This is a genomic window from Winogradskya humida, from assembly GCF_016862215.1.
GTDB lineage: Bacteria > Actinomycetota > Actinomycetes > Mycobacteriales > Micromonosporaceae > Actinoplanes > Actinoplanes humidus.
Genome location: NZ_BOMN01000010.1, coordinates 1 through 26,721, shown reverse-complemented (window position 1 = coordinate 26,721; position 26,721 = coordinate 1). Strand labels below are relative to the sequence as shown.

The window sequence follows — 26,721 nt, the reverse complement described above, 5'->3', positions numbered from 1 at the left end:
GTGGAATTCTCCCGTGCGCTACAACCGATTCGCGGCGGATCGCGTCGGTGGTTCGTGACATGCGACGGGAGTGCAAATGACTGGCAGAACCGATGAGTGATGGGGACCCCGAGGGGTTTGCCGCCTACGTCCGCGGGCGGGCGGCGACGTTGCGACGTTCCGCGTATCTGTTGTGCGGGGACACCCACCAGGCCGATGACCTGGTGCAGGAGGCGCTGACCACCGTCTACTCGAAGTGGCGGCTGGTGTCGCGCGCGGACAACGTCGACGCGTACGTGCAGCGGATCCTTGTGCGGACCTTCATCAACGAGCGGCGGCGTGGCTGGTGGAAGGTGCGGCTGTTCGGCAGTACCGCCCCCGACCTGCCCGAATCCGGGCCCGGCGTCGAGGAGCGGCAGGTGCTGCGCGCGGCGCTGTCCCGGCTCACCCCCGGCCAGCAGGCCGTACTGGTGCTGCGCTTCCTGTGCGATCGCAGCGTCGCGGACGTCGCCATGCTGCTCGACTGCTCCGAAGGGAACGTCAAATCGCAGACCAGCCACGCCCTCACCGCCCTCCGCAAGATCCTCGGCACCCGCCAGCCGGAAATGACCCTGAAGGGAGCCCGATGAGCAACAACGACGACGCCCGCGCCCTGCTCGGCCCGCTGGCCGGCGAGCCCGCCGGCGCGCAACGGCTCGACCTCACGGAGATCATCCGGGCCGGCGACAAGCGCCGCAGGACCCGCACCTGGGGCACCACGGCCCTGGCGGTGGTGGCCGTGGCGGCGGTGGGCGCGGGGACGGCGGTCTCCGTGCGGAACGCGGCGCACACGAGTGGCGTACCCATGTCCTCTCCCAGCGCCCCCTCTCCCAGCGGCTCTGCACCCGCGCCGGACCGGTCACCCGCCCCGGTCGGTGCCGAATGCCGCAGCGCGTTCCTGCCGGGACCGACCACCGTGGTGCACGCCGTTGACCACACCGGCCGGTACGTGCTGGAGGAGCAGAAGAGCAGCGGCGGCAAGGTGAAAGCGGTCGTATGGCGGGGCGGCGCGAAGGTCTCCGAGGTCACGCTGCCCACGTTCACGGACGCGAGCTACGCGCTGAACGGCAAGGGCGATTTCGTCGTCACCATCACCTCCGCCACGGGCCGGACCACGCCGTACGTCTACGCGGACGGGTCGTTGACCGCACTCAAGGGCGGCAACGGAGTCGCTGTCGCAATCACCGACAACGGCCGGATCGCAGGCTCGCAGCAACCCGGCTCGGCGGTCGTCTGGCAGAGCCCCGACGCCGAGCCCACCAAGCTGGCACTGCCGGACGGCTACTACGCCAGCGGGGCGGACGGCATGGACGAGAGCGGCACCGTCATCGGCTACCTCCAGGGTGGCGGATCGACGAAGGCGGCGCTGTGGCTACCCGACGGAAGCGTCCGGGAGTTGCCCGCACCGGTCGGGCGCGACGAGCGTTCCCTGACCGGGATCGCCAACGGCTGGGCCGTGGGCTCGGACACCGTCCCCGGCCAGGGCTTCGTCACCGGCTTCCGCTACAACGTCGTCACCGGAAAGTCCGAGGAACTACCCGCCCAGTTCGGCGCCCCGCAGGTGGCGGGCGGCGAGGGAAACGTGATCGGCCTGTACGACGACGCGAAGACGTACGTATACCTCAACGGTGTGGCTCGTCCCCTCGGCCGGGCCCCGGTCGACGGCCTCCTCGGTGCCCTCGGCATCAGCGACGACGGCAGGACCGTAACCGGCAGCATCCACATCTTCACCCAGAAGGGCGACCGGAACAGCGGCCGCGCCGTGACCTGGACCTGCGACTGAGCCTCGCGCGGCCCTCGGTTTTCAGTGTCGGATTCCAGTCCCTCCAGGGGGCTCTGCGCGGCTGAAACTTGTCGTACAGGTGTTCTATTCTAGGTTCATGTTGGCTCGGTTGGAGCAGTTGAGCAAGGAGGCGGCGGAGCTCGCCGCTGCTCCGTTGTGGCCGCTGTCCGACCATGATGTGACTGGCATGCTGCATGCTGCGCATCATCTTGCGCAGGTCGCTACGGTGCTGCAGGCCCGGCTGGTCCGGCAGGCTTGCAGCCGGGGTATTCCTGCGGCGCAGGGGCATCGTTCCGCGAAGGGCTGGCTGCGTTCGGTGCTGCTGGTTGATCCGCAGCCGGCTCGGGAGTTGGTTGCTCATGCTGATGTGCTGCAGCGTCCTGTGATCGGGCAGGCCGTTCTTGATGGTCGTGCTGATCTGCGTCAGGCTGCGGTGATCGCGGAGACTCTTGATGCTTTGCCGGACGATCTCGCTCTCACCGATGGGGCGGCGGATACGTTCGCGATTGTGGAGCAGGCCGAGGTTGTTCTGCTCGGTATGGCGGGGGAGTTTCCTGCCTACCAGTTGCGTCGTGTCGGGGAGCGGATCCTTGATCATGTCGCTCCGGAGATCGCTGATCAGGCCGCAGCGGCTGCACTGGCCCGGCAGGAGGCCCGTGTTCATCCTCGGCGTGGTTTCACTATGTCGTTGCCGGTCAATGGCATGGTCCGGTTGTCCGGGGCGCTTGGTCTCGAGGACGCTGCAGTGGTGCAGGCTGCCTTGCATCCGTTGTGCGAGCCGGGCCCGGAGGACAAGCGGACCCCGGCGCAGCAGCGGGCGGATGCGCTGATCGAGATTTCCCGGCTGGCGTTGCGGAGCACCGAGCTGCCTGTCGACGGTGGTGAGCCGCCGCAGTTGTCGGTGTCAGTCGCTTATGACCCGCTGGCTCGGGCTTGGGGTGTCGGTACGACCGATACTGGGGTGCGGGTGTCGCCCGAGACGGTGCGCCGGTTGGCCTGTGACGCCCGGATTCTTCCCATTATTCTGGGCGGTCAGGGTCAGATCCTCAACGCTGGTCGCCGCCGGCGCCTTGCTACCGGGGCTTTGCGCCGCGCTCTGCATGTGCGTGATCGTGGTTGTGGGTTTCCGGGGTGTGATCGGCCGCCGCGGTGGGCGGATGCGCATCACGTCTGGCATTGGGCGGATGGCGGGCCCACGAATCTGGACAATCTGGTGTTGTTGTGTGTGCGGCACCATAAGGTTCTTCACGATCCGAGAGCGGGCTGGCGGATCCGGTTCGGTCCTGACCGTCGCCCGGATTTCATCCCGCCACCCGACGTCGACCCTTACCAGAAGCCCTGCCGCAACCAATACCACCAACGCCAGTAGACCCGGCCACGCCCGCCTGCCGCTACTTGAGGGCGTTGGAGGCTAGGCGGAGGTCGGTGAAGGCCTGGTCGAGGTGGGTGTGGAGGTCGTTCGTGCGGTCGGCGGCCCAGCGGCGGACGGCGATTGCGTAGGTGTCCATGCCCACCTGGGCGCACAGGGCGGCGAGTTGGTCGGTGGTGCCCCGGGCCTGGAGGGCTTCGGTGAGTGCGCCGACCAGTGCTGCGTGTTTGGCCAGTGCCCGCTCCTGTAGCGCCGGCGTCGCCATGATGACCGGGCGGCGGCGCTCGGTGACCGGGAGGTTTCGCTCGATCAGGGGCACGGCCTCGTGGAAGGCGGCCCGCAGGGTGGGCAGCGGTCTGGTGCCGGCCGGCACCGCGGCGACTGCTGCGGTGAGCAGGGCGAGGAGCTCGGCCTGGCCGTCGAAGAAGACCTCGCGCTTGTCGGTGAAGTGGCGGAAGAACGTCCGCTCGGTGACGCCGGCGCGGGCGGCGATGTCGCCGGTCGTCGTCTTGTCGTAACCGCGCTCCAGATAGAGCTCCAGTGCGGCCTCCTGCAGCCGTAGCCGCACCTCTTCACCGTTGCGTGGCACGAAGCGACCCTAGCACAAAAGTCAGTCACTGACGTTTCATTGCGTCAGTGACTGACTCGTTGTACCGTCAGTTTCTGACATGACGTTGTGTCAGTCACTGACGATAAGAAGGCTTACATGGAGCAACGTTTCCTCGGCAGGACGGTCGTCGTCACCGGAGCGAGTTCCGGCATCGGCGACGGCATCGCCCGCCGGTTCGCGGCAGAAGGGGCCAACCTCGTCCTCGCGGCACGGCGTAAGGACCGGCTGGACGCCCTCGCTGCCGAGCTCGGCACCGACCGCGCGCTCGCCGTGGCCACCGACGTCACCAGCCAGGACGAGGTGCGGGCGATGATCGACGCCGGCGCGGCCCGGTTCGGCGGCATCGACGTCCTGGTGTCCAACGCCGGCCTCGGGCTCGCCAGGGAGTTCGCCGAGACCACCCTCGCCGACTGGCGACTGATCATGAGCACGGACGTCGACAGCTGCTTCTTCGGTGCGCAGGCGGCGCTGCCGTACCTGAAGGAGAGTCGCGGCAGCATCGTGCAGATCGCCTCGGCCTCCGGGCTCGGTGGCGACCGCCGGCTCACCGCCTACAACGCGGCCAAGGGCGCGGTCGTGAACTTCACCCGCGGGCTCGCCTTCGACCTCGGCCAGTACGGCATCCGGGTCAACACCGTCGCCCCGTCGCTGACCGGCCCGGAAGAGCTGGCCGACACGTACGCGGACATGATCGAACGCTTCAACCAGCGGCGCGCCCTCGCCGGCTTCAGCACCCCGGCCGACGTCGCCGCCGCGGTCAGCTTCCTGGCCTCCGCCGACGCCCGCTTCATCACCGGCACGATCCTGCCCGTCGACGGCGGCATCACCGCCGGCAGCGGCCAGCCTTCGCTCTTCTAGGGACCCCAGCTCTCTATCTGAGGACCCCAACCTTTTCTGAGGACCCCAGCACTTCTGAGGACCCCAGCTTTCTTCGGGGGGCACAGCCTTTCCCGGGGGCACAGCCTTTCCGCGGGCACAGCCTTTCCCTGAGGGCCTCGGCTCTTGCTCTTCTGAAGATCTCAACTCTCTCTTTTAAGGACCGTTCTCATGCCTGGAATTATTGACGCGCTCGACCCCGAGCTCGCCGCCGCGTTCGCCGCCCTGCCCAAGGCCGCCAACGGCACGCTGCTCGAACTCTCCGACATCCCAGGGCTGCGCGCGCAGCTCCGCGCGTATTCGGTCCCGGCCACACCTGATCCCCGGGTTGTGATCGAGACGCTGCGGATTCCGCGGGGCGACGGGACCGAGCTTGACGTTGTTCTGTATCGGCCCGCTGATGGCGGGCACGTTCGCCCGGGGCTGTTGTGGTTCCATGCCGGTGCGCAGGTTCTTGGGGAGAGCGCTCGCGACGATGACGCCTACCACACGGGGCTGGCTCTTGATGTTGATTGTGTGCTGGCCGCTGTGGTTTACCGGCTTGCGCCGGAGACGGCGGCGCCTGGGGCGGCTGAGGACGGCTGTCTCGCGTACACATATCTTGTTGCTCACGCTGCTGACCACGGGATCGACCCGGACCGGATCGGGCTTGCCGGTGCCAGTGGGGGCGGGGCGCCGGCCGCGGCCACCGCTCTCATGGTGCGTGACCGGGATGGGCGGCAGCCGCGGTCGTTGTCGCTGCTCTACCCGATGCTCGACGACCGGCTCGACACACCGTCCAGCCACGAACCCGCCGCCGAGGTGGTTTTCGCGCGCCGGGACATCCAGCTCGCCTGGGAGGCGGTGCTCGGCGGGCGGGAGGACGTCCATCCGTACGCTGCCCCGGGGCGGGCCATCGATCTTGCCGGTCTGCCGGACACCTTCATCGCTGTCGCCCAGTTCGACCTGCTCCGCGACGAGGGCATCAACTTCGCCGGCCGGTTGCTCGCCGCGGGCGTCCCGGTCGACCTGCATCTGTACGCCCGCGCGTTTCACGCCTGGGACCGGTTCGCCGCGAAGTCGGCCCTGACTCATTCCTTCGAACAGACCTGGCACACCTTCCTGCGCCGCAACCTGCACAGCTGACCCGCACAGCTGACCCGCTCAGGCGATGCTCTGGGACAGGTAGAGGACTGCGAGTGCGGTGGCCAGGCCGCCGAGCAGGAGTCGCAGGGTGCGTTCGGGGAGACGTGGCTGCAGGCGTGCGCCGAGGTAGCCGCCGATGAGGCCACCGGCGCCGCAGAGCAGGCCGAGCGTCCAATGTGGGGCGATGTCACCGGTCGTGGTGAACGCGAGCAGGCCGTAGGTGAGTGCACCGGCGATCGACGTGAGGAAGGTGCACGCCAGAGCCGCCGGGGCGATGATCGTCATGGGGGTGCCGCGACCGGCGAGGATCGGGCCGAGCAACGAACCGCCGCCGATGCCGTAGATTCCGCCGACGGTGCCGACCGCGAGACCGAGACCGAGAACGGTACGCCGGGACAACGGTTGCCGGTCCCGGGTGCCGGGGTGAGCTGCGCGAGCGATGAGCCAGACCCCAAGGGGCAGCAGCACGACGGCGACAACAAGGCGGAAGACGCGGGGCCCGGGAATGGCGAAGACCCGGATGCAGGCGCCGAGAACAACACCGGGCAGGGTCCCGGCGAGCAGAAGCCGGGCCAGCGGTCCGGTGAGGCCACCGGCCCGGCGGTAACGAGCGAGCGCGCCGGGACCCGCGATCATGGCCGCCACCATAGCCACCGGGACGCCGGTCCGGATCGCACGATCCGGGATCACGTGGTCCGGGCCGCCGCGATGCAGGTTGCCGCGACGGCGCAGCTGAGCGCAGCCGCGCCGAAGACGAGCAGGTAGTTGCCGGTCGTGGCGTGCAGGGCGGCGGCGCCGAGGGGTGCGGCGGCTTTGGCGAGCGTCATCGGGACCACGAGGGTTCCGGCGATGGTGGCGTAGCGGCGGGTGTCGTAGCGGGCGGCGATCAGGACAGGCTTGGCGATGGTGGCGACGCCGAATCCGATCCCGAAGACGACGATCCCCGCCACGGCGGCGCCGGTGTGGCGTCCGGCCAGCGGCAGTGACATCGCGGCGGCTGCTTGGAGAACGAAGATGACGGCGACCACGGTCGTGGTGCGGAAGCGTCGTTGCAGGCCGGTCGTGATGAGTCGCCCGGTCACCGAGAGGACGCCGAGCAGCCCGGCCGCGGTCGCGGCGAAGGTGGCGCTGTGGCCCCACGCCGTGAGGGCAGCGACCAGGTGGACGGTGAGCGCCGCGATGGCGGCGGTGTGGGCGGTGAATCCGACGGCCAGCAGCCAGAAACCGCCGTCGGTCAGAACCTGCCGGAGCCCGGCCGGCCTGCTGATCGGTGCTGGTTTTCGTGGTGCCGCGCGCACAACCAGGAGGTGCGGCGGCACGGTCAGGAACTGGACCAGGGCCAGCGCCAGAAGCGCGGTACGCCAGCCGTGCTGCTCGACGAGCCAGCCGGTCAGAGGCAGGAAAATGGTACTGGCGAACCCGGCGACCACGGTCAGTACCAGCAGCGCACCGGAGCGGGTGGCGGGAGTGTGCCAGGCGATGACGACGGCGAACGCGGCCTCGTAGAGGCTCGCCGCGGCGGCGGCGCCTATGCCGATCTGCACGGCGTAGAGCTGCCACAGGGTGCCGACCTGGGACCAGGCGACGAGCATCAGGGTGCCGAGCAGCGATCCGGCGGTCATCAGGGCGCGGCCCCCGTGGTGGTCGAGCCACCGTCCCGCGGGCACGGCCAGGGCCGCGGATACCAGTACGGAGACGGTGAAGGTGCCGGTGACCGCCGTGGTCGTGGTGTGCAGGTCGCGGGCGAGCGGGGTGAGGAAGACCGCGAAGGCGTAGTAGAGCGTGCCGTAGCCGACGGTCTGGGTGATCGCGAGGGCGGCGACGATGCGGCGGGCGTGGCGCTGGTGCGCGGCGTGATGGCCGCCGGCCTCGCGATCGGCGGCCACCGTGGGCGGTGAGGTCACCCGCGGGTCAGCTGCAGCAGCCGCCGGCCTGGTTGTCCTGGGCGTTGCCGCCGATGGTGACCAGGGTCAGTGGCGCTGACAGCGGGCCGCCGGATATTCCGGTGGCCTGTCCCCGGCCGGCGGGCTCGGGTTCGGCGGCCGGGGTGCCGCAGCAGCTGCCTCCGGCGGCGATGGTGTCGTCGCCTTCGACCGGGTTGCTGGTGCAGACGCCGGTTTCGGGCAGGTCGAGCTGGACGTCGCGGGCGGCGGTCCAGTCACCGGCGAGGGCGGCGACCACGGAGCGGGCCTGCTCGTAGCCGGTGGCGAGCAGGAACGTCGGGGCTCGGCCGTAGGACTTCACCCCGACGGCGTAGAAGCCGGGCTCGGGGTGGGTGAGCTCGTCGACGCCGTGCGGCGGGACGGTGCCGCAGGAGTGCTCGTTCGGGTCGATGAGCGGGGCCAGGCGGCGGGTGGAGCCCAGGGTCGGGTCCAGGTCCAGGCGTAGTTCGCTGACCATCGCGTGGTCGGGGCGGAAGCCGGTCGCGGACACGACGCGGTCGGCGGTGACCGTGCGGTGCCCGTCGGAGACCTCGACGCTGGTCCCGGCCGGGGACAGGCGCTGGATACCGAAGCCGGTGAGCAGGGTGATCGTGCCGTTGTCGACGTGCGCGCGTAGCCGGGTGCCGAGTGCGCCACGCGCGGGCAGGGCGTCAGCTTCGCCACCGCCGTAGGCGCGGGTGGGGTCGGTGGCGCGGATCGCCCAGGTGACGGTGGTGCCGGGCTCCTGTGCGGCGAGGTCGGTCAGGGCGAGCAGGGTGTTCGCGGCGGAGTGCCCGGCGCCGACGACCAGGGTGCGGCGGCCCGCGAACCGGTCCCGGTCGCGGCCCAGGACGTCCGGCAACGCCGATTCCACGTACGCGGAAATGTCGCTCTCGCCGTGGGCGGGGATGCCGGCGGCGCCGAGCACGTTGGGGGTGCCCCAGGTGCCGGAGGCGTCGATGACCGCGGCGGCGAGGATGTCCTCACCGTTCGCGAGGCGCACGAGGAACGGGGTGGTGTCACGGCCGGCGGTCCGGACGCGGTCCAGGCCGAGGCGGGTGATCGCGACGACGCGGGCGCCGTAACGCACGTGCGGCTTGATCGCGGGGAGGTCGGCCAGGGGCTGCAGATAGTCCTCGGCGAGCTGAGCGCCGGTGGGCAGCTTGTCGTCGTCGGGGCGCACCCAGCCGGCATAGGTGAGCAGCCGGGCCGCGGCGCCGTCCATGGTGAACCGCCAGGGGGAGAACAGGCGGACGTGGCCCCATTGGCGGACGGCGGCCGCGGGGTGCTCGCCGGATTCGAGAACCACGAAGCCGATGCCGCGTTCGGTCAGGTGGGCGGCGGCTGCAAGACCGACCGGGCCCGCCCCGACGACCACCACGGGCAGCGACGGGTCGGCGTGCTCGATCGGGGATCCGTCCGCCCGGGCAACAGTCGTCACGTTGTCATCAGTGCCCGCTGATGCGTCATCGGTGCCGGCGCAGCATTCGGCGCCGGCGTCGATCGCCTCAGTCGCCGGGGTGCAACACTCGGCGGTGGTGGCGTCCGGGTTCTCGCTCATCGATCGGATCTCCTCGCATGGTGGTCTGCGGATCTGCGAAAGCTGAATGTGCAGGTCAACCAAGCGCTTCGGTGAGAGGCGGGCCAGGCGGGAGCGGGTCGGGGCTCCCGTCGCCCCGGCGAGGCGGACGGCCCGGGCATCATTGCCGCCTGATGCTTACCTAGATTTTGGTCGAACTGCTTTCCCTACCTTGCAATGCGGTTAGACCACTGTCAAGCTAAACGCATGTCTGTTCTTCCGGTCGTCGACCTCGCGGGTCCGGGATGCTGCCCATCCCTACAGGTGAAAGCCCTGGCCACGCAGACCGCGGGCCAGCTGGCGCCGATGTTCAAAGCCCTCAGTGACCCGATCCGGTTGCGGCTGCTGTCGCTGATCGCCTCCACCACCGAGGTGTGTGTCTGCGATCTGACCGACGCGTTCGAGGTCACCGGGGCCACGATCTCGCATCACCTGCGAGTGTTGCGCGAAACCGGACTGGTCGACGTCGAGCGCCGCGGCACCTGGGCCTACTACCGGGTCAAGCGGGAAGCGCTGGACCTGCTCGGTGGGCTGCTCACCGGGCAGGCGCAACCGCAGGACCAGAGCCGGTCCGCGGTCGCGGGCCAGCAGGCGCAGGCTGGACCGGCGCCGGTCGCCAAGATACATCAGGATGATCTGATATCAGCGAATCCTGATGTGGTGCGGTTGCTGGGCGACCCGCTGCGGGCGCAGATCGTGCGGATCCTCGCCGCCGGCCCGGCGACCACCTCGCAGCTGGTCGCCGACACCGGTGCGAAGCAGCCCAACGTTTCCGGGCACCTCAAGCAGCTGCGCGAGGCCGGCGTGGCCGTGCCCGAGCCGCGGGGACGCTTCACCTACTACCGGCTCGTGCCGGAATCCCTGCAGGGCGCCGCCCTGCACCTCGCTGATCTGGCCGCCGACGCGCGTACCCACTCCGACACCTTCCGGGACTGCTGACCCATGACCAGTGCTTCCGCGGCCGGCGATGCCTCGCCGGCGGTCGTCGGGCGCCTGTCGCGCCTCGACCGGTTCCTTCCTGTGTGGATCGGCCTGGCGATGGTCGCCGGCCTGCTGCTGGGACGGCTCATCCCCGGCCTCGACACCGCGCTGGAAGCGGTGAAGATCGGCGGGATCTCCCTGCCGATCGCAGTGGGCCTGCTCATCATGATGTACCCGGTCCTCGCGAAGGTCCGTTACGACCGCCTCGACACCGTCACCGGCGACAAGCGGCTGCTGATCTCGTCGCTGATCATCAACTGGCTGGTCGGCCCGGCCGTCATGTTCGCCCTGGCCTGGATCTTCCTGGCAGACCACGCCGAGTACCGCACCGGGCTGATCATCGTCGGGCTGGCCCGGTGCATCGCCATGGTCATCATCTGGAACGACCTCGCCTGCGGCGATCGCGAAGCTGCGGCCGTACTCGTCGCCTTGAACTCTTTCTTTCAGGTTGTCGCCTTTGGTGTTCTGGGCTGGTTCTACCTGACGGTCCTACCCGGCTGGCTCACCCTGTCCGGCGCCGAACTGCAGGTCTCCGGCTGGGACATCGCCCGCAACGTCCTGATCTTCCTCGGTATCCCGCTGCTCGCCGGGTTCCTCACCCGCCGCTTCGGTGAGAAAGCCAAGGGCCGCACCTGGTACGAGGAACGCTTCCTGCCCAAGATCGGGCCGGTCGCCCTGTACGGGTTGCTGTTCACCATCGTCATCCTGTTCGCCCTGCAAGGCGACGCCATCACGAACAAGCCGTGGGACGTCGTGCTGATCGCGGTGCCGCTACTGGTCTACTTCGCGATCATGTGGGGCGGCTCCTACGCCCTGGGCAGGGCCATCGGCCTGAACTACGAACGCACCACCACCCTCGCGTTCACCGCCGCCGGCAACAACTTCGAGCTGGCCATCGCCGTGGCCATCGGCACGTTCGGTGTCACCAGCGGCCAGGCTCTGGCCGGCGTGGTGGGCCCGCTCATCGAGGTGCCGGTGCTGGTCGGCCTGGTCTACGTCAGCCTCGGCCTGCGCCGCCGGTTCTTCGCCGGTCCGGCAGCGGTGCCGGACGTCATGGAGCGGATATGACGACCAGCCTCGCCCTCCGAGAAACCACCAGGAGAGACCATGTCTGACAAGCCCAGCGTTCTGTTCGTCTGCGTGCACAACGCGGGCCGGTCCCAGATGGCCGCCGGGTGGCTGCGGCATCTCGCGGGGGACCGGGTCGAGGTCCGGTCCGCCGGCTCGGAGCCCGCGGACCGGATCAACCCCGCGGCCGTCGAGGTCATGCGCGAGGCCGGCATCGACATCACGGATCAGACCCCGAAGATCCTCGAGTACGACACCGTGCAGTCGTCCGACGTCATCGTCACCATGGGCTGCGGCGACGCGTGCCCGTACTTTCCCGGGAAGCGTTACGAGGACTGGAAACTCGACGATCCGGCGGGCAAGGGTGTCGAGTCCGTGCGCCCGATCCGCGACGAGATCAGAGCCCGCATCGAGGCGCTCCTGGCGGATCTGATCCCCTGATTCGCGCTTACCAGTTCAGGGTGCCGAGCTCGTCCTGCAGGGTGCCGGTCGGGCCGTCTGGGTCGAGAGTGGCCAGGCGTACGACGACCTTGGCGCTCTCCGTTGCCGGGCGGCCGATGCCGAAGGCGGCGGTCATGTCGGTGGCGGTGGTGCCGGGCTCGACGGCGTTGAACTTGATGCCGGGCTGGGATTTGGCGTACTGAACGGTGAGCATGGTGGCTGCTGCCTTGGATGCCGCGTAGAGCGCGAGGGGCATGCCGGATTCCGGTCGTCCGGGGTTGGTGACCGCCCAGAAAGATCCCATGCTGCTCGACACCGTGACCACCGTGGGGTTCGAGGACTTCCGGAGCAGGGGCAGGGCTGCCTCGGTCACCCGGACGATGCCCACCGCGTTGGTGTCGAACGCCCGCAGGGCCGCCGGTCCGTCGACGGGTCCGTCGGCGAGGATGCCCGCGTTGTGCACCAGGACGTCGAGCCGGCCCTCGGCGGACTCGATAACTGCCAGTGCGTTGCTCACCGACGCGTCGTCGGTCACATCGAGGGGTACGGAGTGGGCGCCCAGTTCCGCCGCTGCCTTCTCGCCGCGCTCGGCGTCCCGGGCGCCGATGTAGACGGTGTGGCCCTGCTCGAGGAGCTGTTTGGCGGTCTCGAAACCGATGCCCTTGTTGGCGCCGGTGATCAGTGTGACGGTCATGCGTCTCCTCCGTTGCTGCTCGTGCTGTTTTGTACCGCTCAGCTTTGCTGTTTGTACCGCTCGGCTTTGCTGTTTTGTACCGCTCGGTTGGACGTCACCGTAACAGGTTTTGTATCGATCGGTTGGTGGGCCGGGTCACGATTTGTACCGAGCGGTAGGCTGGGCTCATGAGCACCGAGACGCCTGCCGTCGGACGACCGCGCGCCTTCGACGAGGAGGCCGTTCTTGCCCGGGCCACGGAGGTCTTCTGGCGGCACGGGTACGAGGGTGCGTCGCTGAGTGCGCTCACCGGCGCGATGGGCATCAACCGGCCGAGCCTTTATGCCACTTTTGGCAGCAAGGAACAGCTGTTCCGGCGTGCCTTCGCTCGCTACCACGAGGACAAGGTGGCCAACGCTCGGACGGCGCTTGCGCAGCCCACTGCGTACGGTGCGATTGAGGCTTTTTTGCGCTCCAGTGCTGACGGTCTCACCGCCGGCGACCATCCCGCGGGGTGTCTTTCCATCCAGGGTGGGCTGGCCTGTTCGCCGGAGAACGGGCGCATTTCTGAGGTGCTGGCTGCGGGGCGCGCCGAGACCGAGGCTGCGCTCGAGGAGCGGATGTCCCGCGCGGCGGCTGAGGGGGATCTTCCGGACGGGGTGGATGCGCGGGCTTTGGCGCGGTTTGTGATGACCCTCAGCGAGGGGCATGCCGTTCATGCCGCTGCGGGGGCGAGTCGCGAAGAGCTGCAGGCCTCGGTCGACATCGCCCTGCGGGTGGTCATGAGTCCTGTCCGGGGCTAGATCGACTTCGCCCTGCTCTCGCCCTGTTTTCGCCCTGTTCTTCGCCTCTGGCCTCCGGTTGATCTGTGCGACGGATCGCACGTTGCTTTTTTGTCGGAGGGGGGTGTTACTCTCTGGAGGAGTTAGAACGAGTGTTCGATTCGTTCGAACGGCTGTTCCAGTCGGTGGCCACCTTGGGTGGGCGCCTCGGGGCAGGCGCCGGGCAGATCGAGCGGTCGGGCTGACCGACCGGGAGCCGAGTTTCGCGGCGACGCTCCCACGGCACGGCGCCCGCGAAGCGCCGCGCCAGGTCCCGGGCATTCGCGGGCCCGGGCCCGTCCACCAGGCAGGACCGTCGTCCGCCGCCCACGACCCCCGGGCAGCGGACGACGGACCCGCCGGCGAAAGCCCGGCCGGGTGTGGTGTGGGGAAGCTTCACACCCGGCCGGCACCCGCTGTGCCTTCCTCCGCAGCGGATCGATTCGACCAGCACGTCGGATGCGACACACGCGAGGAGAAAGCCATGGGGAGCAACCCGCCACCGGTGTCACCTGCTGCGCCCGCGCTCTGGGAGGCAGGCACCTGGGAGTCCGCCGCCGGGGAGTCCGCTGCCGGGGAGTCCGCTGCCAGGGATTCCGGCGCCGCCGTTCCATCCGTGCCCGCTGCTTCTGCCGGGCTTGCTCAGGTGCGTGTTGATTCCGCCAGGCCTGTGCAGATGGCCGTTGATCTCTCTGCGGCCGGGCGGCCTGTTGCTGCCCCTTCCGTGCCTGCTGAGCTGGACGCCGTTCCGGTCTTTTCCGTTCCGGTTTCCTCTGTGCCCTCGCCTCGGCGAGCTCCTCGTGAAGGGGCGGTCTATGGGATGGCGCATGCTCCTACTGCGGGGGCGCTGGATGCTCCTACGGTTCCGGCGAATCTTCTTCCCAACCGGACTCCTGCCCAGTTGCTGGCCATCGCTCACGGGGGGCTGGTGGAGGCGGGGCGGACCCGGCCGGACGGGCTTCGGTATGCGGCGGCTCATCTTGCCGCTCTGCGGGCCGCGGCTGCTGTGCTCGCCGCCCGGGCGCGGCCGGCGGCGCCCACCCGGCGTAACCAGGTGACCAGTGTGTGGTCGTTGCTGGTGCTGGTGGCTCCCGAGTTCGGTGAGTGGGCTTCCTATTTCGCGCTGGGGGCCGGCAAGCGCGCGGCTGCCGAGGCGGGGATACCCCGGGTGGTGACCGCGCGGGAGGCGGATGACCTCCTGATGGCGGCGGAGAACTTTGTGGCGCAGGTCCAGTCGGCGCTGGGAGTGGCGTACCAGCCCCGGCTCGAAGCCGCCTAGTCGCGGCGATACCCCCGGCCCGCCGGCGACGGTGGGAGGTGTGGGAAGCGGTGCGGGTGGCTGCTTTCTGGCGTGCTGACTACCGCCTGAAGGTCATATTGGGTGGTTTTGTTCAGTAGGGCGGGTGGATATGGCCGGGCGGATGGTCGGTGGGGCTTCGGCGCTTGCCGAGCTTGTCCGGCCCGCGGGGGCCGTTGACGACGGGGGGACGCAGCGGGTTCTTCCCGTTCTTCCGGCGCTGGGGAATCTGCTTCCGTGGCGGGGGCTCCGGCGGGGGAGCACTGTCGCCGTGGGAGGCGCCGGGGAGCGGGAGTGGGCCAGGGCGCGGGAGTGGGCCGGGGCGCAGGGGCCGGTGGTTCCTGGGCAGGCGGCTTCCGGGCAGGCAGCTCTGGGGCAGGCAACTCCCGGGCAGGCGGCTCTGCGGCAGACCGTGGCTGGGCAGACCGCGGCTGGGCTGGCTGCGGCTGGGCTGGCCGTGGCTGGGGGGCGAGTGGGGGAGGTTTCGGGGAGCGGGGGTGCTTCGCTTCTGCTGGCGCTTCTTTCCGCTGCTTCGAAGGCGGGGTCGTGGTGTGCCGTGGTGGGGGTTCCCTCGCTGGGGGCGCTGGCTGCGGCGGAGAGCGGGATTGCGCTTGATCGGCTGGCGTTTGTGCCTAACCCCGGGCCGGAATGGCCCACGGTGGTCGCTGCGCTCATCGATGGGGTTGATGTTGTTGTTCTTGCTGCTCCGGGGCGGGTTTCCGCGGGGGTGGCCGGGAGGTTGGCGGCTCGGGCGCGGCAGCGGGGGTGTGTTCTTGTGCCGTACGGGAGCTGGGATGGTGCCGATGTCACCCTGCAGGTCACCCAGGGGCGCTGGGAGGGGCTCGGGGATGGGCATGGGCGGTTGCGGCGGCGGAAGGTCACCGTGGTGGCTCGGGGGCGGGGGGCTGCTGGGCGGCCCAAGGAGCTGACCATGTGGATGCCGGCTATGGCGTCGGGGGTGGCGAGAATCCCGCCGCCGAACCACGCGAAGCCCGCAGCAGTAGGCGTGCCCACTGCCGCAACCGCGAACCCAACGGCTGTGCCTGCGGCCACCAAGCCAACGGCTGTGCCTGCGGCCACCAAGCCAACGGCTGTGCCGGCGGTCGCGAGGCCAACGGCTGTGCCTATGGCCGCGAAGCCGGCGGCTGTGCCAACGGCTGTGCCAACGGTCGCGAGGCCAACGGCTGTGCCTGCGGTCGCGAAGCCGGCGGGTGTGCCTGGGAAGGGTGTGGGGGCGGGGTTGAGTGTGGTGGGGCCGGGGTGAGTGTGCGGACGTTGGTGGTGTGGTGTCCGGATTGGGCGGTTGCGGCGGCGGAGATTGTGGAGGGGGTTTCGGCTGCGGGGGCGGTTGTTGTGTTGCGGGGGAATCGGGTTGTTGCCTGTTCGGAGGCGGCTCGGGCGGAGGGGGTTCGGAAGGGGTTGCGGCGTAGGGAGGCGCAGGGCCGGTGTCCGCAGCTGACCGTTGTCGAGGATGATCCGGCGCGGGATGCGCGGGCGTTCGAGCCGGTGGTGGCCGCCGTGGAGGAGGTTGCTGCGGGGGTTGAGGTGGTGCGGCCGGGGGTGTGTGCCGTGGTGGCGCGGGGGCCTGCGCGGTACTTCGGTGGGGAGGAGCTTGCGGCTGAGCGGATCATCGAGCAGATCGCGCAGGCGTGCGGGGTGGAGAGCCAGATCGGGATCGCCGAGGGGGTGTTCGCGGCGGGGCTGGCTGCGCGGGACAGCAGAATTGTTGAGGCTGGGCGGACCAGGGAGTTTTTGGCCGGGATTCCGGTTGAGGCGCTGGAGCGGCCCGAGTTGGGCGATCTGTTGAAGCGGTTGGGGATCAGGACGCTTGGGGGGTTTGCTCAGCTGCCCAAGGGTGATGTGTTGAGCCGGTTCGGGTTTGATGGGGCGCTGGCGCATCGGCTCGCGGCGGGGCTCGATCATCGGCCGCTGGCGGTGCGGGAGCCGCCGCCGGATCTGCAGGTGACCGGGTTCTACGAGGACGAGCCGTTGGAACGGGTCGACGTGGCGGCGTTCGCGGGGCGGATGCTGGCGGAGAAGTTGCATGACCGGCTGGCGGCGTACGGGATGGCTTGCACTCGTTTGGGCATTGAGGCCGTCACCGCCGACGGCCTGGAGTTGCAGCGGGTCTGGCGGCATGACGGGCTGCTCACGGCGGCGGCGATCGCGGAACGGGTGCGGTGGCAGCTGGACGGGTGGCTGAACCGGGCAGCCCGCAACAAGACGGCGAAACCGGCCGCGGGGCTGATCCGGCTGCGGCTGGTGCCTGACGGGGTGATCGTCCATCTCGGACTGCAGCCGGGGCTGTGGGGGGACGCCGGCGCCGAACGGGAGCGGGCGCATCGGGCGTTGAGCCGGGTGCAGGGGCTGCTCGGGCCCGAGGCGGTGCTCACCGCGGTGGCGAGCGGGGGACGGTCCGCCGACGACCAGATCCGGTTTGTCCCGTGGGGGGACGAGCGCGTGGCGGCTCGGCCGGGCGCTCACGTCGTACCCATCACAGCCGTTGATTGTGAAGTGCGGGAAGAGGAAGTGCCGGTCAAAGCTGGGCAGGGGCCGCAGTGGCCCGGCCGGCTGCCGGTGCCCACGCCCGCGCTGGTTCTTCCGCGGCCGGAGCCGGTCGTGGTGCTGGATGCCGGTGGGGCGCTGGTGGGGGTGAGTGCGCGGCTCGAGCTGACCGGGACGCCCGGGTTTTTGCAGCTGGAGGGGAGCGGGCGGGCGGAGATCGTGGGATGGGCGGGGCCGTGGCCGGTGGATGAGCGGTGGTGGGCGGCGGGAGAGGCGCGGCGGCGGGCGCGGTTCCAGGTTGCCGTGGCGGACGGGCGGGCCTTTCTGCTGTCGCTCGTGGCGGGGCATTGGGCGATCGAGGCGGTCTATGACTGAGGACGAGCGATGAGTTTTCACAATCCGCGGGTGTCGTGGGGGGAGCTCGAGGGGGCGCTGTCCGGTAAACGGCATCTGCGGGTGGTGGATCCGCTCGCGGTGGACGGGGACGGCGGGGATTCTCCGGCGTGGAGTCGTAAGCGCGAGCCGTACGAGGCGCCTGCGCTCATCCGCGCGCCCGCGAAGGACAAGTACGCGGAGCTGCACTGCCATACCAACTTCAGTTTTCTCGACGGCGCGAGTCATCCCGAGGAGCTGGCGGAGGAGGCGGCGCGGCTGGGGCTGACCGCGCTCGCCGTGACCGATCACGACGGGTTCTACGGGGTGGTGCGGTTCTCGCAGGCGGCCCGGGAGCTGGGGCTGCCCACGATCTTCGGCGCGGAGTTGTCGCTGGACCTGGCGAAACCGCAGAACGGCGAGGCCGATCCCGAGGGCCGTCATCTGCTCGCTCTCGCGCACGGCCCCGAGGGGTACGCGCGCCTGGCCCGGACGATCTCGCGAGGTCAGCTGGACGGGAAGGAGAAGGGCAAACCCGCGTACGGTGATCTGGAACAGATAGCGGAGGTCCTGCGCGACCACGTCCTGGTCCTGACCGGTTGCCGCAAGGGCAGCGTCCCCCGGGCACTGGCCTCGGAGGGTGTGACCGGTGCGGCGCGGGAGCTGGACCGGCTGGTGGATCTGTTCGGGCGCGGGAACGTCGTGGTGGAGCTGACCGCGCACGGCGACCCGTACGACGACGACCGCAACGACGTGCTCTACGAGCTGGCCGGCAGCCGGGGCCTCGAAGTGGTCGCGACCGGCAACGTGCACTACGCGACCCCGGGCCGGCGCCGGCTGGCCACCGCGCTGGCCGCCGTCCGGGCCCGGCGCAGCCTCGACGACATGGACGGGTGGCTGCCCGCCGCCGGGACAGCGCACCTGCGCAGCGCCGCCGAGATGAAACGGCGGTTCGCGGCGTATCCGGGTGCGGTGGAGAACGCCGCGATGTACGGCGAGGACCTGGCGTTCGACCTGAACCTGGTCGCGCCGCGGCTGCCCGCGTTCGAGACCGGGCCGGGGCACACCGAGATGAGCTGGCTGCGGGAGCTGACCATGCGGGGCGCGCAGGAGCGTTACGGGCCACCGCAGGCGCATCCGAAGGCGTACGCGCAGCTGGAGCACGAGCTGCGGATGATCGAGGAGCTGGACTTCCCGGGCTACTTCCTCGTGGTCTACGACATCATGAAGTTCTGCCGGGACAACAGGATCTACGCGCAGGGGCGGGGCTCAGCGGCGAACTCGGCGGTCTGTTACGCGCTGCGCATCACCAATGTGGACGCCGTGGAGTACGACCTGCTGTTCGAGCGGTTCCTGGCGCCGGAGCGGGACGGGCCGCCCGACATCGACGTGGACATCGAGTCGGACCGGCGCGAGGAGGTGATCCAGCACGTCTACGGCAAGTACGGGCGGGAGCACACCGCGCAGGTGGCGAACGTGATCTCGTACCGGCCCCGGTCGGCGGTGCGGGACATGGCCAAGGCGTTCGGGTTCTCGCCGGGGCAGCAGGACGCGTGGAGCAAGCAGATCGACCGGTGGGGCAGCGTCGCCACGCTCGACGTGCAGGACATCCCCGCGCACGTCGTCGACTTCGCCAACCAGGTGCAGAGTTTCCCGCGGCATCTCGGCATCCACTCGGGCGGCATGGTGATCTGTGACCGGCCGATCATCGAGGTGTGCCCGGTGGAGTGGGGGCGGATGCCGGGCCGCACGGTGCTGCAGTGGGACAAGGACGACTGCGCGGCGATCGAGTTGGTGAAGTTCGACCTGCTGGGGCTCGGGATGCTGTCGGCGCTGCACTACGCGTACGACATGATCGAATCTGATCTTGATATCGGCACCATGCGGCTGGACGATCCCGAGGTCTACGAGATGCTGTGCCGGGCTGATTCCGTCGGTGTTTTCCAGGTCGAGAGCCGGGCGCAGATGGCTACCTTGCCGCGGCTCAAGCCGGACAAATTCTACGATCTGGTCGTCGAGGTGGCGCTGATCCGGCCGGGGCCGATCCAGGGTGGATCCGTGCACCCTTATATAAGACGAAAAAACGGACTTGAGGAACCGAGCGTCCCGCACCCGCTGATGGCCAACGCGCTCGCGAAAACCCTGGGCGTGCCGCTGTTCCAGGAACAACTCATGCAGCTCGCCATCGACGTCGCGGGGTTCGACCCGTCCGAGGCCGATCAGTTGCGCCGTGCGATGGGATCAAAAAGGTCCGCGGAAAAGATGGAAAGAATAAAGCGGCGACTGTATGAGGGGATGGCGGAACGCGGCATCGTCGGAGAACTCGCCGACGACCTGTTCGTGAAGCTCTCGGCGTTCGCCAACTACGGATTCCCGGAGAGTCACGCGATGAGTTTCGCCTACCTCGTGTACGCGAGCGCGTGGCTCAAGCGCTACCACCCGGCACCGTTCTGCGCGGCCCTGCTCAACGCGCAGCCGATGGGTTTCTACTCGCCGCAGTCGCTGGTCGACGACGCGCGCCGGCACGGGGTGGAGGTGCGCCGCCCGGACATCAACCTCAGCGGCGCGGCGGCGGTCCTGGAGTCCACCCCGTCGACCCGGTGGGGTTCGGCCGGGCGTGAACCGCCGCACACGTGGGGGTTGGGCGGGCCGGCGGTCCGGATGGGGCTGGGCAGCGTACGGTCGCTCGGCGAGGAGCTGGCGAAGACGATCGAGCAGGAGCGGCACGAGCACGGCGCATACCGGGACATGGCGGATCTTGCCCGGCGTACGGGCTGCTCGGCCACGCACCTGGAGGCCCTCGCCACCGCTGACGCCTTCGCGGGTTTTGGTCTATCGCGTCGCGAGGCGTTGTGGGCGGCGGGGGCGGCCGCGCAGGACCGGCCCGACCGGTTGCCGGGCACCGTCACGGGCACCACCGCACCGGTCCTGCCCGGCATGGGCGACGTGGACAAGCTGGTCGCGGACGTGTGGGCGACCGGGCTCTCCCCGGACGCGCATCCGGCGCAGTTCATCCGCGGTGAGCTGGACCGGCGGGGTGCGCTGGCGATCAACCGGCTGGGCCGGGTCGAGGCCGGCACACGCATCCGGGTCGGTGGCATCGTCACCCACCGGCAGCGCCCGGCGACGGCGGGCGGGGTTACGTTCATCAACCTGGAAGACGAGACCGGCATGCTCAACGTCACGTGCTCGCCGGGGCTGTGGCAGCGCTACCGCCGGGTGGCCCGGACCAGTTCGGCGCTGGTCGTGCGGGGGCTGCTGGAGAAGACCGAGGGCGTGCTCAACCTGGTGGCGGATCGGCTGGAGGCCCTCACCCCGCCGGTGACCCCGGCGTCTCGCGATTTTCGGTAACATGACCGTATATGTCCCTTTTTGAAGATGGGGGAACGGGTCATGATCCGCACACTCGGGCTGTCGGCGGTGCTGGTGCTCGCCACGGCGTCACCCGCGATCGCGCACTCCGCGGCTTCGTCCGCGCAGCCTGTGGTTTCGTCCGCGCGGCCCAAGCAGAGCGAGCTTGAGGTGAGTTATCTGGCCGACGCGGGTTACGCCGCGGCGGTGGTCCTGCGCTGTGATCCCGCCGGTGGGCCGCATCCGAAGAAGGGCAAGGCCTGCAAGGCGCTCGCCAAGGCGCACGGCGATCCGGGCAAGATCAAGCCCACCAAGGCCATGTGCACTATGGAGTACGCACCGATCACCGCGGCTGTCAAGGGTCAGTGGCACGGCAAGAAGGTTGACTGGTCGAAAACCTATGGCAATCGATGCGAGATGGAGCGCGCGACCAGCGTTTTGATGCTTTTCTAAGTCTCTGTCGGGTTTCTTGCAGAACGACGCGAAACCCTCTCCTCATCGTAAAGCGTCTATCCCTGTGACCGGGGCGGTCCCGGTCCATGGGGGAGGACGCATGCGTCGATCAACCCTGCCCGCGCTGGTAGCGGGCATCGTCACCGCCGGCACCCTGGTGGGTGCCGCACCAAGCTCCGCAGCACCCGCGTCATCGTCACCAGCAGCTTCTCCTGCAGCCTCTCCGGCGGCGGGGCAAGGCACATCGGTCACCCTGATCACCGGGGACCGCGTCACCGTCACCAAGAGCGGCGCCACCTCCGTCCAGCCTGGACCGGGGCGTGCCGGGATGCGCTTCATCAGCACGAAGACCAAGCAGGGCCGGTCCGTGATCCCCGCCGACGCGCTGCCCCTGCTGCGCGCGGGCCGCGTCGACCAGCGGCTCTTCGACGTCACGTCACTGATCGCCGGGGGCTATTCCGACGAGCTTCCGCTGCTGGTCGCGTACCCGAAGAGCAAGAATGCGGCTCCGCCGACTGATAGTCCAGGCTTGGGTAGCAGCAGAGCAAAGGCGGCGACTTCCGTCGAGGGCGCGCGGGTGACGCGGGACCTGCCGGTGGTCGGGGCGCTCGCGGTCCGTGCCAACCTGCAGGGCCGTGCGGGGCTCTGGAAATCCCTGACCACGGGTACGCAGTCAGCGCGCGCCCTGAGTGCCGGTGTCGAGCACATCTGGCTCGACGGCACCCGCAAGATCAGCCTCGACGTCAGCGTTCCGCAGATCGGTGCGCCGGCGGCGTGGCAGGCAGGGCTCGACGGCACCGGCGTGAAGGTCGCGATCCTCGACACGGGCATCGACGCCACCCACCCCGACCTCGCCGGGCAGATCGCCGAGTCGCAGAACTTCACCACCGCGCCCGACACCGACGACACGGTCGGCCACGGCACCCACGTCGCGTCGACCATCGCGGGCACCGGTGCCGCGTCGGGCGGCCGCTACCGCGGTGTCGCACCCGGCGCGAAACTGGTCATCGGCAAGGTCTGCGGCGACCAGTTCTGCGAGGAGTCCGACATCCTCGCCGGCATGTCCTGGGCCGCGGGCAAGGCGCCGGTCATCAACATGAGTCTCGGCGGCGGTGACACCGAGGGCATCGACCCCCTCGAAGCCGCGGTCAACGATCTCACCGCCCAGTTCGGCACGCTGTTCGTGATCGCGGCCGGCAACTCCGGCGGTGACGCCACGGTCGGCTCGCCCGCCACCGCCGACGCGGCCCTCGCGGTCGGTGCGGTGGACCGCGACGACCAGCTCGCCGACTTCTCCAGCCGCGGCCCGCGGATCGGCGACAACGCCATCAAGCCCGAGATCACCGCCCCCGGCGTCGAGATCGTCGCGGCCCGGGCGGCGCACGACCAGATCGGTGGCCCCGCAGCGCTCCCGCAGTACTCGAGCCTCTCCGGCACCTCGATGGCGACGCCGCACGTCGCCGGCGCCGCCGCGATCCTCACCCAGCAGCACCCGGGCTGGAGCCCGCAGCAGCGCAAGACCGTCCTCATGGGAGCGGCCAAGCCGACCGCGGGCGTCAACGTGTACGGCCAGGGCGCCGGCCGCGTCGACGTGGCCCGCGCGATCACCCAGCAGGTCGCGGTCCAGGAGGGCACTGTCAGCTTCCAGGGCGGTCTCTGGCCGCACGACGACGACCAGCCCGAGACGAAGACGGTGACCTACCGCAACGACGGGCCCGACCCGGTCACGCTCACGCTGGCGCTCTCCGCGCCCGCGGCGGTGTTCAGCGTCGCCGACACCACCCTCACGGTGCCGGCCGGTGGCACCGCGACGACCACGGTCACCGCGGACACCAGCGCCGACGTGGCGGACGGCTTCCACAGCGGCTACCTCACCGCGACCGGTCCCGGCGGGCTCAAGGTCGAGGCCCCGGTCGGCGTGTTCCGCGAGCCGGAGAGCTACGACGTCAGCTACGAGATGATCAACCGCGACGGCACCCCCGCCGAGAACGGCTACGCGGTCTTCTTCAACCTCGACACCCTCGCCTTCTACGACATCTACGGCGCGGGCGGCAAGAAGCGGCTGCCCAAGGGTGACTACGGCATCTACTCGTTCATCGGTGAGGTGGACACCGCCCTGCTCGCGGACCCGCGGCGGACCATCGACGGGCCCGGCACGGTCAGCATCGACGCCCGGGTCGCCAAGCCCGTGGCGATCACCAAGCCGAAGCCCGAGGCGCTCACCACGCTGCTCGCCGCGAGCGCCGACTGGCGGGGCGACGACTACGGGATCGGCGCCGGGGCGCTCGGCGACGAGACCTATCCGGTGTTCACCGGGCAGCTCGGCGATCGCGTGCCGGCGGCGGGATTCAGCAGCTCGATCAACGCCGGGTTCGCGAAGCCCGACGCCGCGGGGTCGGTGCGCAACAGCCCGTACACGTATGACTTCGCCTGGTTCAAGGACGGCGTGATGTTCGACGGGCTGACCAAGACGGTCAAGACCCGCGAGCTGGCCACCATCAAGGCGAAGTATGCGACCGAGGCGACCGGGGCGTACGGCGTCAAGGGCAACTCCGCCCAGAACGCCAACGGCGGTGGCTGGTCGGTGCTCATCCCGTTCGACCTGCCGTTCCAGCGCACCGAATACGTGAACACCGAGAAGGGTGTGCAGTGGGCCGGCGACTTCTACCAGGAGCTGCCGCCGCCGACCGAGGACGACTGGCCGGTGGACGTCAGCGCCTCGTTCGAGCCGGCGACGGCGTTCAAGGCCGGTCGCACGTACCGTCAGGAATGGAACAAGGCCGTCTTCGCACCCAGCGTGGCCAAGCCCTCCTACCCGTACGACTACGTGACCCGGGTCGGCGACACCATCTACGCCCAGCCGCCCACGCACGGTGAGGGCCCCGGCCGCCCCGGCTTCTCGACGCTGGACTCGGCCAAGCTCGCGCTCTACCGCAACGGCACGCTGGTCTCCGAGGCCGACGCCGAGTGGGGCGAGTTCGCGGTGCCGGCCGCCGCCGGTGACTACCGCCTCGAGCTGACCGCGACGCGCAGTGCGCCGCACACGCTGTCCACGAGCGTCGCCGCGACGTGGACGTTCCGGTCCGCGCACACCGACGGGGAGGCGCCGGTGCGGCTGCCGCTCTCCACGGTCCGGTTCAACCCGGCGCTGGACGAGCACAACACGGCCCGGGCCGGTAGGGCCCTGTCCATCCCGGTCCACGTCGACCAGCAGGTCAAGGCGCGGGTCGGCGCGGTCACCGTCGAGGCGTCGTTCGACGACGGGCAGACCTGGCGGCGCGTGCCGGTCAGCGGCTCGGGTGCCGACCGGGTAGCCGTGGTGCGCAGCCCGGGCGGTGCCGGGTTCGTGTCGCTGCGGGCCTCGGTGCGCGGGGCGGTCACGGAGACCGTCATCCGGGCGTACGCGGTCAGATAACACTGAGTGAGGGGTGTGGCGGGCTCAGGCTCGCCACACCCCCGCTCGTCATACCCGGCGTGCCCGGGGCCGATACGCTGCCGACGTGGACACCGCATCGACGCGTACCCCCCGACCGCCCGTCACCGTGCGCACGGCCGCCGTCTGGGCTGTGCTGCGCCGAGAGCTCGATCGGCACGCCGGCCGGGAGCTGACCGTGCTCGACGTGGGCGGCGGCACCGGCGGCTTCGCCGTCCCGCTCGCCGAGCTCGGTCACACCGTCACCGTGGTCGACGCCAGCCCCGACGCCCTCGCCGCCCTGACCCGCCGGGCCGCCGACGCGGGGGTGGCCGGCCGGGTCCGCGCCGTGCAGGGCGACGGCGACGCGCTCTCCGGCCTGGTCGAGCCGGGCAGCGTCGACCTCATCCTCTGCCACGCCGTCCTCGAGTTCGTCGACGACCCCGCGCAGGTGGTCGCCGCGATCAACACCGCACTGCGCCCCGGCGGAACGGTCAGCCTGCTCGTCGCCGGACGGGCGGCCGCGGTGCTCGGGCGGGCCTTCAACGGCAACCTCGCCGCCGCGTCCGCGCTGCTCAACGACCCGGACGGGCGGGCCGGGCAGCGCGACAACGTGCGCCGGCGTTACGACGCGAGCAGTGCCGCGGCGCTGCTCGGCGAGGCGGGGCTCACGGTCGAGGAGACCCATGGCGTCCGGGTCCTGGCCGATCTCCTGCCCGCCGCCGTCGTCGAGGGCGACCCGCAGGTGATGCTGGAGCTGGAGCTCGCCCTCGCCTCCCGGCCCCCGTTCCGCGACATCGCCTCCCAGCTGCACGTCTTCGCCCGGCGCCCATGACACTTCCCGACCCGTTCACGATCGTCCGGCCCGCGTATGGGAGCGGCAGCCTCGCTGATCTGCTGCCCAGCATCTCCGCGGTGCTCGGCGTGCCGGGGGCTGTCGATGTGCTCGGGCTTGATCTTGAGGGGATCGACCGGGTCGCTGTGCTGCTTGTCGACGGGCTCGGGGCGTACCAGATGCAGGAAGCCTCGCTGCACGCGCCGATCCTGGGGCAGTGGGCCGGACGCACGCTGACCTCGGGTTTTCCGTCCACGACGCCGGTCAGCCTGGCCACCCTCGGCACCGGGACGCCGCCGGGGCAGCACGGGATCCTCGGCTTCACCGTGCGCAGGCCCGACGGCAGCGTGCTGAACCACATCCACTGGGGCAAGGACCCCGACCCGGCCACGTGGCAGCCGATGCCGACGCGGTTCGAGCTCGCGCGGGCCGCCGGGGTGCGGTCGACGCTGGTCACCAAGCCGTCGTTCCGGGGGAGCGGGCTGACCGTCGCCTGCTATCGCGGTACCTCGTTCGTCGGGGCGGATGATCCGCAGGCGTTGTCGGAGGGGATGCTGCGCGCTCTCTCGGAGCCCGGGATCGTCTACGGGTATCACCCCGACCTCGATCATCACGGGCATGGGAGCGGGGTCGGGTCGCCGGAGTGGATCGCCGCTGCCGTGGGGGTGGGGGAGTTGATCTCGCGGGTGGTCGCGGGGTTGCCCGCCGGGGCCGCGCTGTTCGTCACGGCTGATCACGGGCAGCTGAACGTTCCTGCTGATGGGCGGCTTGATCTTGCTGCTGATCCGGTGCTGGCCGCGGGGGTTGTCGGGGTGGCGGGGGAGCCTCGGATGCGGCATCTGCATGTCGCTCCTGGCGCTGGTGCCGATGTTGCCGCGGCTTATCGGGCTGTCCTGGGACAAAACGGACTTGTCATGACTCGGGAGGAGGCTGTTGCTTCCGGGTTGTTCGGGGCGGTGTCGCCGGGGCATCGGGAGCGGATCGGGGATGTGGTCGTCGCCTGCCTAGGGACCACCGTTCTGACCGCTGGGGGGTGGGAGCCGCCTTCCGTCGCGAAGCTGGTCGCCTATCACGGGTCGCTCACCGCGATCGAGATGACGGTTCCGCTGCTCAGCTTTGTCGCCGGCCCTCGCTAGCCGCAGCCCGCAGCCCGCAGCCCGCAGCCCGCAGCCCGCAGCCCGCAGCCCGCAGCCCGCAGCCCGCAGCCCGCAGCCCGCAGCCCGCAGCCCG

Annotated in this window: 21 protein-coding genes and 1 pseudogene; 17 read left to right on the top strand and 5 right to left on the bottom strand. The window is 70.1% G+C overall.

The genetic code is table 11. The features are described 5' to 3' along the window. Window positions 1-92 precede the first annotated feature (92 nt). The 3 genes from Ahu01nite_RS02640 (at window position 93) to Ahu01nite_RS02630 (ending at window position 3,170) form a co-directional block, all read left to right on the top strand. Complete coding sequence (locus tag Ahu01nite_RS02640) at window positions 93-608, top strand: SigE family RNA polymerase sigma factor (protein WP_203834732.1); 516 nt, start codon at window positions 93-95, stop codon at window positions 606-608. Further along, window positions 605-1,801, top strand: coding sequence for a hypothetical protein (locus Ahu01nite_RS02635; RefSeq protein WP_203834731.1), 1,197 nt, complete (start codon window positions 605-607; stop codon window positions 1,799-1,801). Before Ahu01nite_RS02640 ends, Ahu01nite_RS02635 begins: the two co-directional genes overlap by 4 nt. A 97-nt stretch (window positions 1,802-1,898) precedes the next feature. Further along, window positions 1,899-3,170, top strand: coding sequence for an HNH endonuclease signature motif containing protein (locus Ahu01nite_RS02630; RefSeq protein ID WP_203834730.1), 1,272 nt, complete (start codon window positions 1,899-1,901; stop codon window positions 3,168-3,170). A 22-nt stretch (window positions 3,171-3,192) separates the two neighbouring features. Here Ahu01nite_RS02630 and Ahu01nite_RS02625 read toward each other — a convergent pair whose 3' ends face one another. Continuing rightward, window positions 3,193-3,759, bottom strand: coding sequence for a TetR/AcrR family transcriptional regulator (locus tag Ahu01nite_RS02625; RefSeq protein ID WP_239158574.1), 567 nt, complete (start codon window positions 3,757-3,759; stop codon window positions 3,193-3,195). Window positions 3,760-3,876: 117 nt separating this feature from the next. On the opposite strand from Ahu01nite_RS02625, the gene budC reads away from it, so the two are divergent. Continuing rightward, the gene (gene budC, locus Ahu01nite_RS02620) at window positions 3,877-4,638 is read left to right on the top strand and encodes a meso-2,3-butanediol dehydrogenase (RefSeq protein WP_203834729.1); all 762 of its coding nucleotides are present in this window, start codon (window positions 3,877-3,879) and stop codon (window positions 4,636-4,638) included. 189 nt (window positions 4,639-4,827) lie between these two features. Then, on the top strand, window positions 4,828-5,781 hold the full coding sequence (locus Ahu01nite_RS02615; RefSeq protein ID WP_203834728.1) for an alpha/beta hydrolase fold domain-containing protein: 954 nt from the start codon (window positions 4,828-4,830) through the stop codon (window positions 5,779-5,781). Between the two features lie 18 nt (window positions 5,782-5,799). Here the strand turns inward: Ahu01nite_RS02615 and Ahu01nite_RS02610 are convergent, their stop codons facing one another. The 3 genes from Ahu01nite_RS02610 to Ahu01nite_RS02600 are packed head-to-tail and all read right to left on the bottom strand — an operon-like array spanning window position 5,800 to window position 9,264. Continuing rightward, window positions 5,800-6,429 carry a TSUP family transporter gene (locus Ahu01nite_RS02610; RefSeq protein WP_203834936.1) on the bottom strand — a complete coding sequence of 210 codons (630 nt, stop codon included), beginning with the start codon at window positions 6,427-6,429 and terminating at the stop codon, window positions 5,800-5,802. A 38-nt stretch (window positions 6,430-6,467) separates the two neighbouring features. Continuing rightward, the gene (locus tag Ahu01nite_RS02605; protein ID WP_239158572.1) at window positions 6,468-7,685 is read right to left on the bottom strand and encodes an MFS transporter; all 1,218 of its coding nucleotides are present in this window, start codon (window positions 7,683-7,685) and stop codon (window positions 6,468-6,470) included. A 7-nt stretch (window positions 7,686-7,692) separates the two neighbouring features. Beyond that, window positions 7,693-9,264 carry an NAD(P)-binding domain-containing protein gene (locus tag Ahu01nite_RS02600; RefSeq protein ID WP_203834727.1) on the bottom strand — a complete coding sequence of 524 codons (1,572 nt, stop codon included), beginning with the start codon at window positions 9,262-9,264 and terminating at the stop codon, window positions 7,693-7,695. A gap of 225 nt (window positions 9,265-9,489) precedes the next feature. Here Ahu01nite_RS02600 and Ahu01nite_RS52000 point away from each other — a divergent pair, with 225 nt between their 5' ends. Genes Ahu01nite_RS52000 through Ahu01nite_RS02585 form a run of 3 tightly spaced genes read left to right on the top strand, consistent with a single transcriptional unit; the run spans window position 9,490 to window position 11,772 of the window. Beyond that, window positions 9,490-10,221, top strand: a complete 732-nt coding sequence (locus Ahu01nite_RS52000; RefSeq protein WP_203834726.1) for an ArsR/SmtB family transcription factor — start codon at window positions 9,490-9,492, stop codon at window positions 10,219-10,221. Between the two features lie 3 nt (window positions 10,222-10,224). Beyond that, entirely contained in the window at window positions 10,225-11,331 is a 1,107-nt protein-coding gene (gene arsB, locus Ahu01nite_RS02590) for an ACR3 family arsenite efflux transporter (RefSeq protein WP_203834725.1), read from the top strand. Window positions 11,332-11,370: 39 nt separating this feature from the next. Beyond that, window positions 11,371-11,772, top strand: coding sequence for an arsenate reductase ArsC (locus tag Ahu01nite_RS02585; protein ID WP_203834724.1), 402 nt, complete (start codon window positions 11,371-11,373; stop codon window positions 11,770-11,772). A 7-nt stretch (window positions 11,773-11,779) separates the two neighbouring features. Here the strand turns inward: Ahu01nite_RS02585 and Ahu01nite_RS02580 are convergent, their stop codons facing one another. Further along, on the bottom strand, window positions 11,780-12,466 hold the full coding sequence (locus Ahu01nite_RS02580; RefSeq protein WP_203834723.1) for an SDR family NAD(P)-dependent oxidoreductase: 687 nt from the start codon (window positions 12,464-12,466) through the stop codon (window positions 11,780-11,782). Between the two features lie 167 nt (window positions 12,467-12,633). Between Ahu01nite_RS02580 and Ahu01nite_RS02575 the strand changes: the two genes are divergently transcribed. The 9 genes and pseudogenes from Ahu01nite_RS02575 to Ahu01nite_RS02535 all read left to right on the top strand — a co-directional run bounded on the left by Ahu01nite_RS02575 (window position 12,634) and on the right by Ahu01nite_RS02535 (window position 26,627). Further along, the gene (locus Ahu01nite_RS02575; protein WP_203834722.1) at window positions 12,634-13,248 is read left to right on the top strand and encodes a TetR/AcrR family transcriptional regulator; all 615 of its coding nucleotides are present in this window, start codon (window positions 12,634-12,636) and stop codon (window positions 13,246-13,248) included. An 838-nt stretch (window positions 13,249-14,086) separates the two neighbouring features. After that, window positions 14,087-14,545 carry an SAV_6107 family HEPN domain-containing protein gene (locus Ahu01nite_RS02570; protein ID WP_203834721.1) on the top strand — a complete coding sequence of 153 codons (459 nt, stop codon included), beginning with the start codon at window positions 14,087-14,089 and terminating at the stop codon, window positions 14,543-14,545. Window positions 14,546-14,834: 289 nt separating this feature from the next. Further along, window positions 14,835-15,638 (top strand): annotated as a pseudogene (gene imuA', locus Ahu01nite_RS51995) (DnaE2-dependent mutagenesis accessory factor ImuA'); the annotation flags it as partial. Between the two features lie 185 nt (window positions 15,639-15,823). After that, window positions 15,824-17,443, top strand: a complete 1,620-nt coding sequence (locus Ahu01nite_RS02560; protein ID WP_239158571.1) for a DNA polymerase Y family protein — start codon at window positions 15,824-15,826, stop codon at window positions 17,441-17,443. A 9-nt stretch (window positions 17,444-17,452) separates the two neighbouring features. Beyond that, on the top strand, window positions 17,453-20,791 hold the full coding sequence (locus Ahu01nite_RS02555; protein WP_203834720.1) for an error-prone DNA polymerase: 3,339 nt from the start codon (window positions 17,453-17,455) through the stop codon (window positions 20,789-20,791). A gap of 42 nt (window positions 20,792-20,833) precedes the next feature. Further along, window positions 20,834-21,244 (top strand): SSI family serine proteinase inhibitor, encoded by a 411-nt coding sequence (locus tag Ahu01nite_RS02550; protein WP_203834719.1) that lies wholly within the window; start codon window positions 20,834-20,836, stop codon window positions 21,242-21,244. A 100-nt stretch (window positions 21,245-21,344) separates the two neighbouring features. Beyond that, a complete protein-coding gene (locus Ahu01nite_RS02545; RefSeq protein ID WP_203834718.1) occupies window positions 21,345-24,659 on the top strand; it encodes a S8 family serine peptidase in 3,315 nt (1,104 codons plus the stop codon). A gap of 85 nt (window positions 24,660-24,744) precedes the next feature. Next, complete coding sequence (locus Ahu01nite_RS02540; protein WP_203834717.1) at window positions 24,745-25,491, top strand: methyltransferase domain-containing protein; 747 nt, start codon at window positions 24,745-24,747, stop codon at window positions 25,489-25,491. Beyond that, complete coding sequence (locus Ahu01nite_RS02535; protein WP_203834716.1) at window positions 25,488-26,627, top strand: alkaline phosphatase family protein; 1,140 nt, start codon at window positions 25,488-25,490, stop codon at window positions 26,625-26,627. The genes Ahu01nite_RS02540 and Ahu01nite_RS02535 overlap by 4 nt, the downstream gene beginning before the upstream one ends. Window positions 26,628-26,721: the final 94 nt, after the last annotated feature.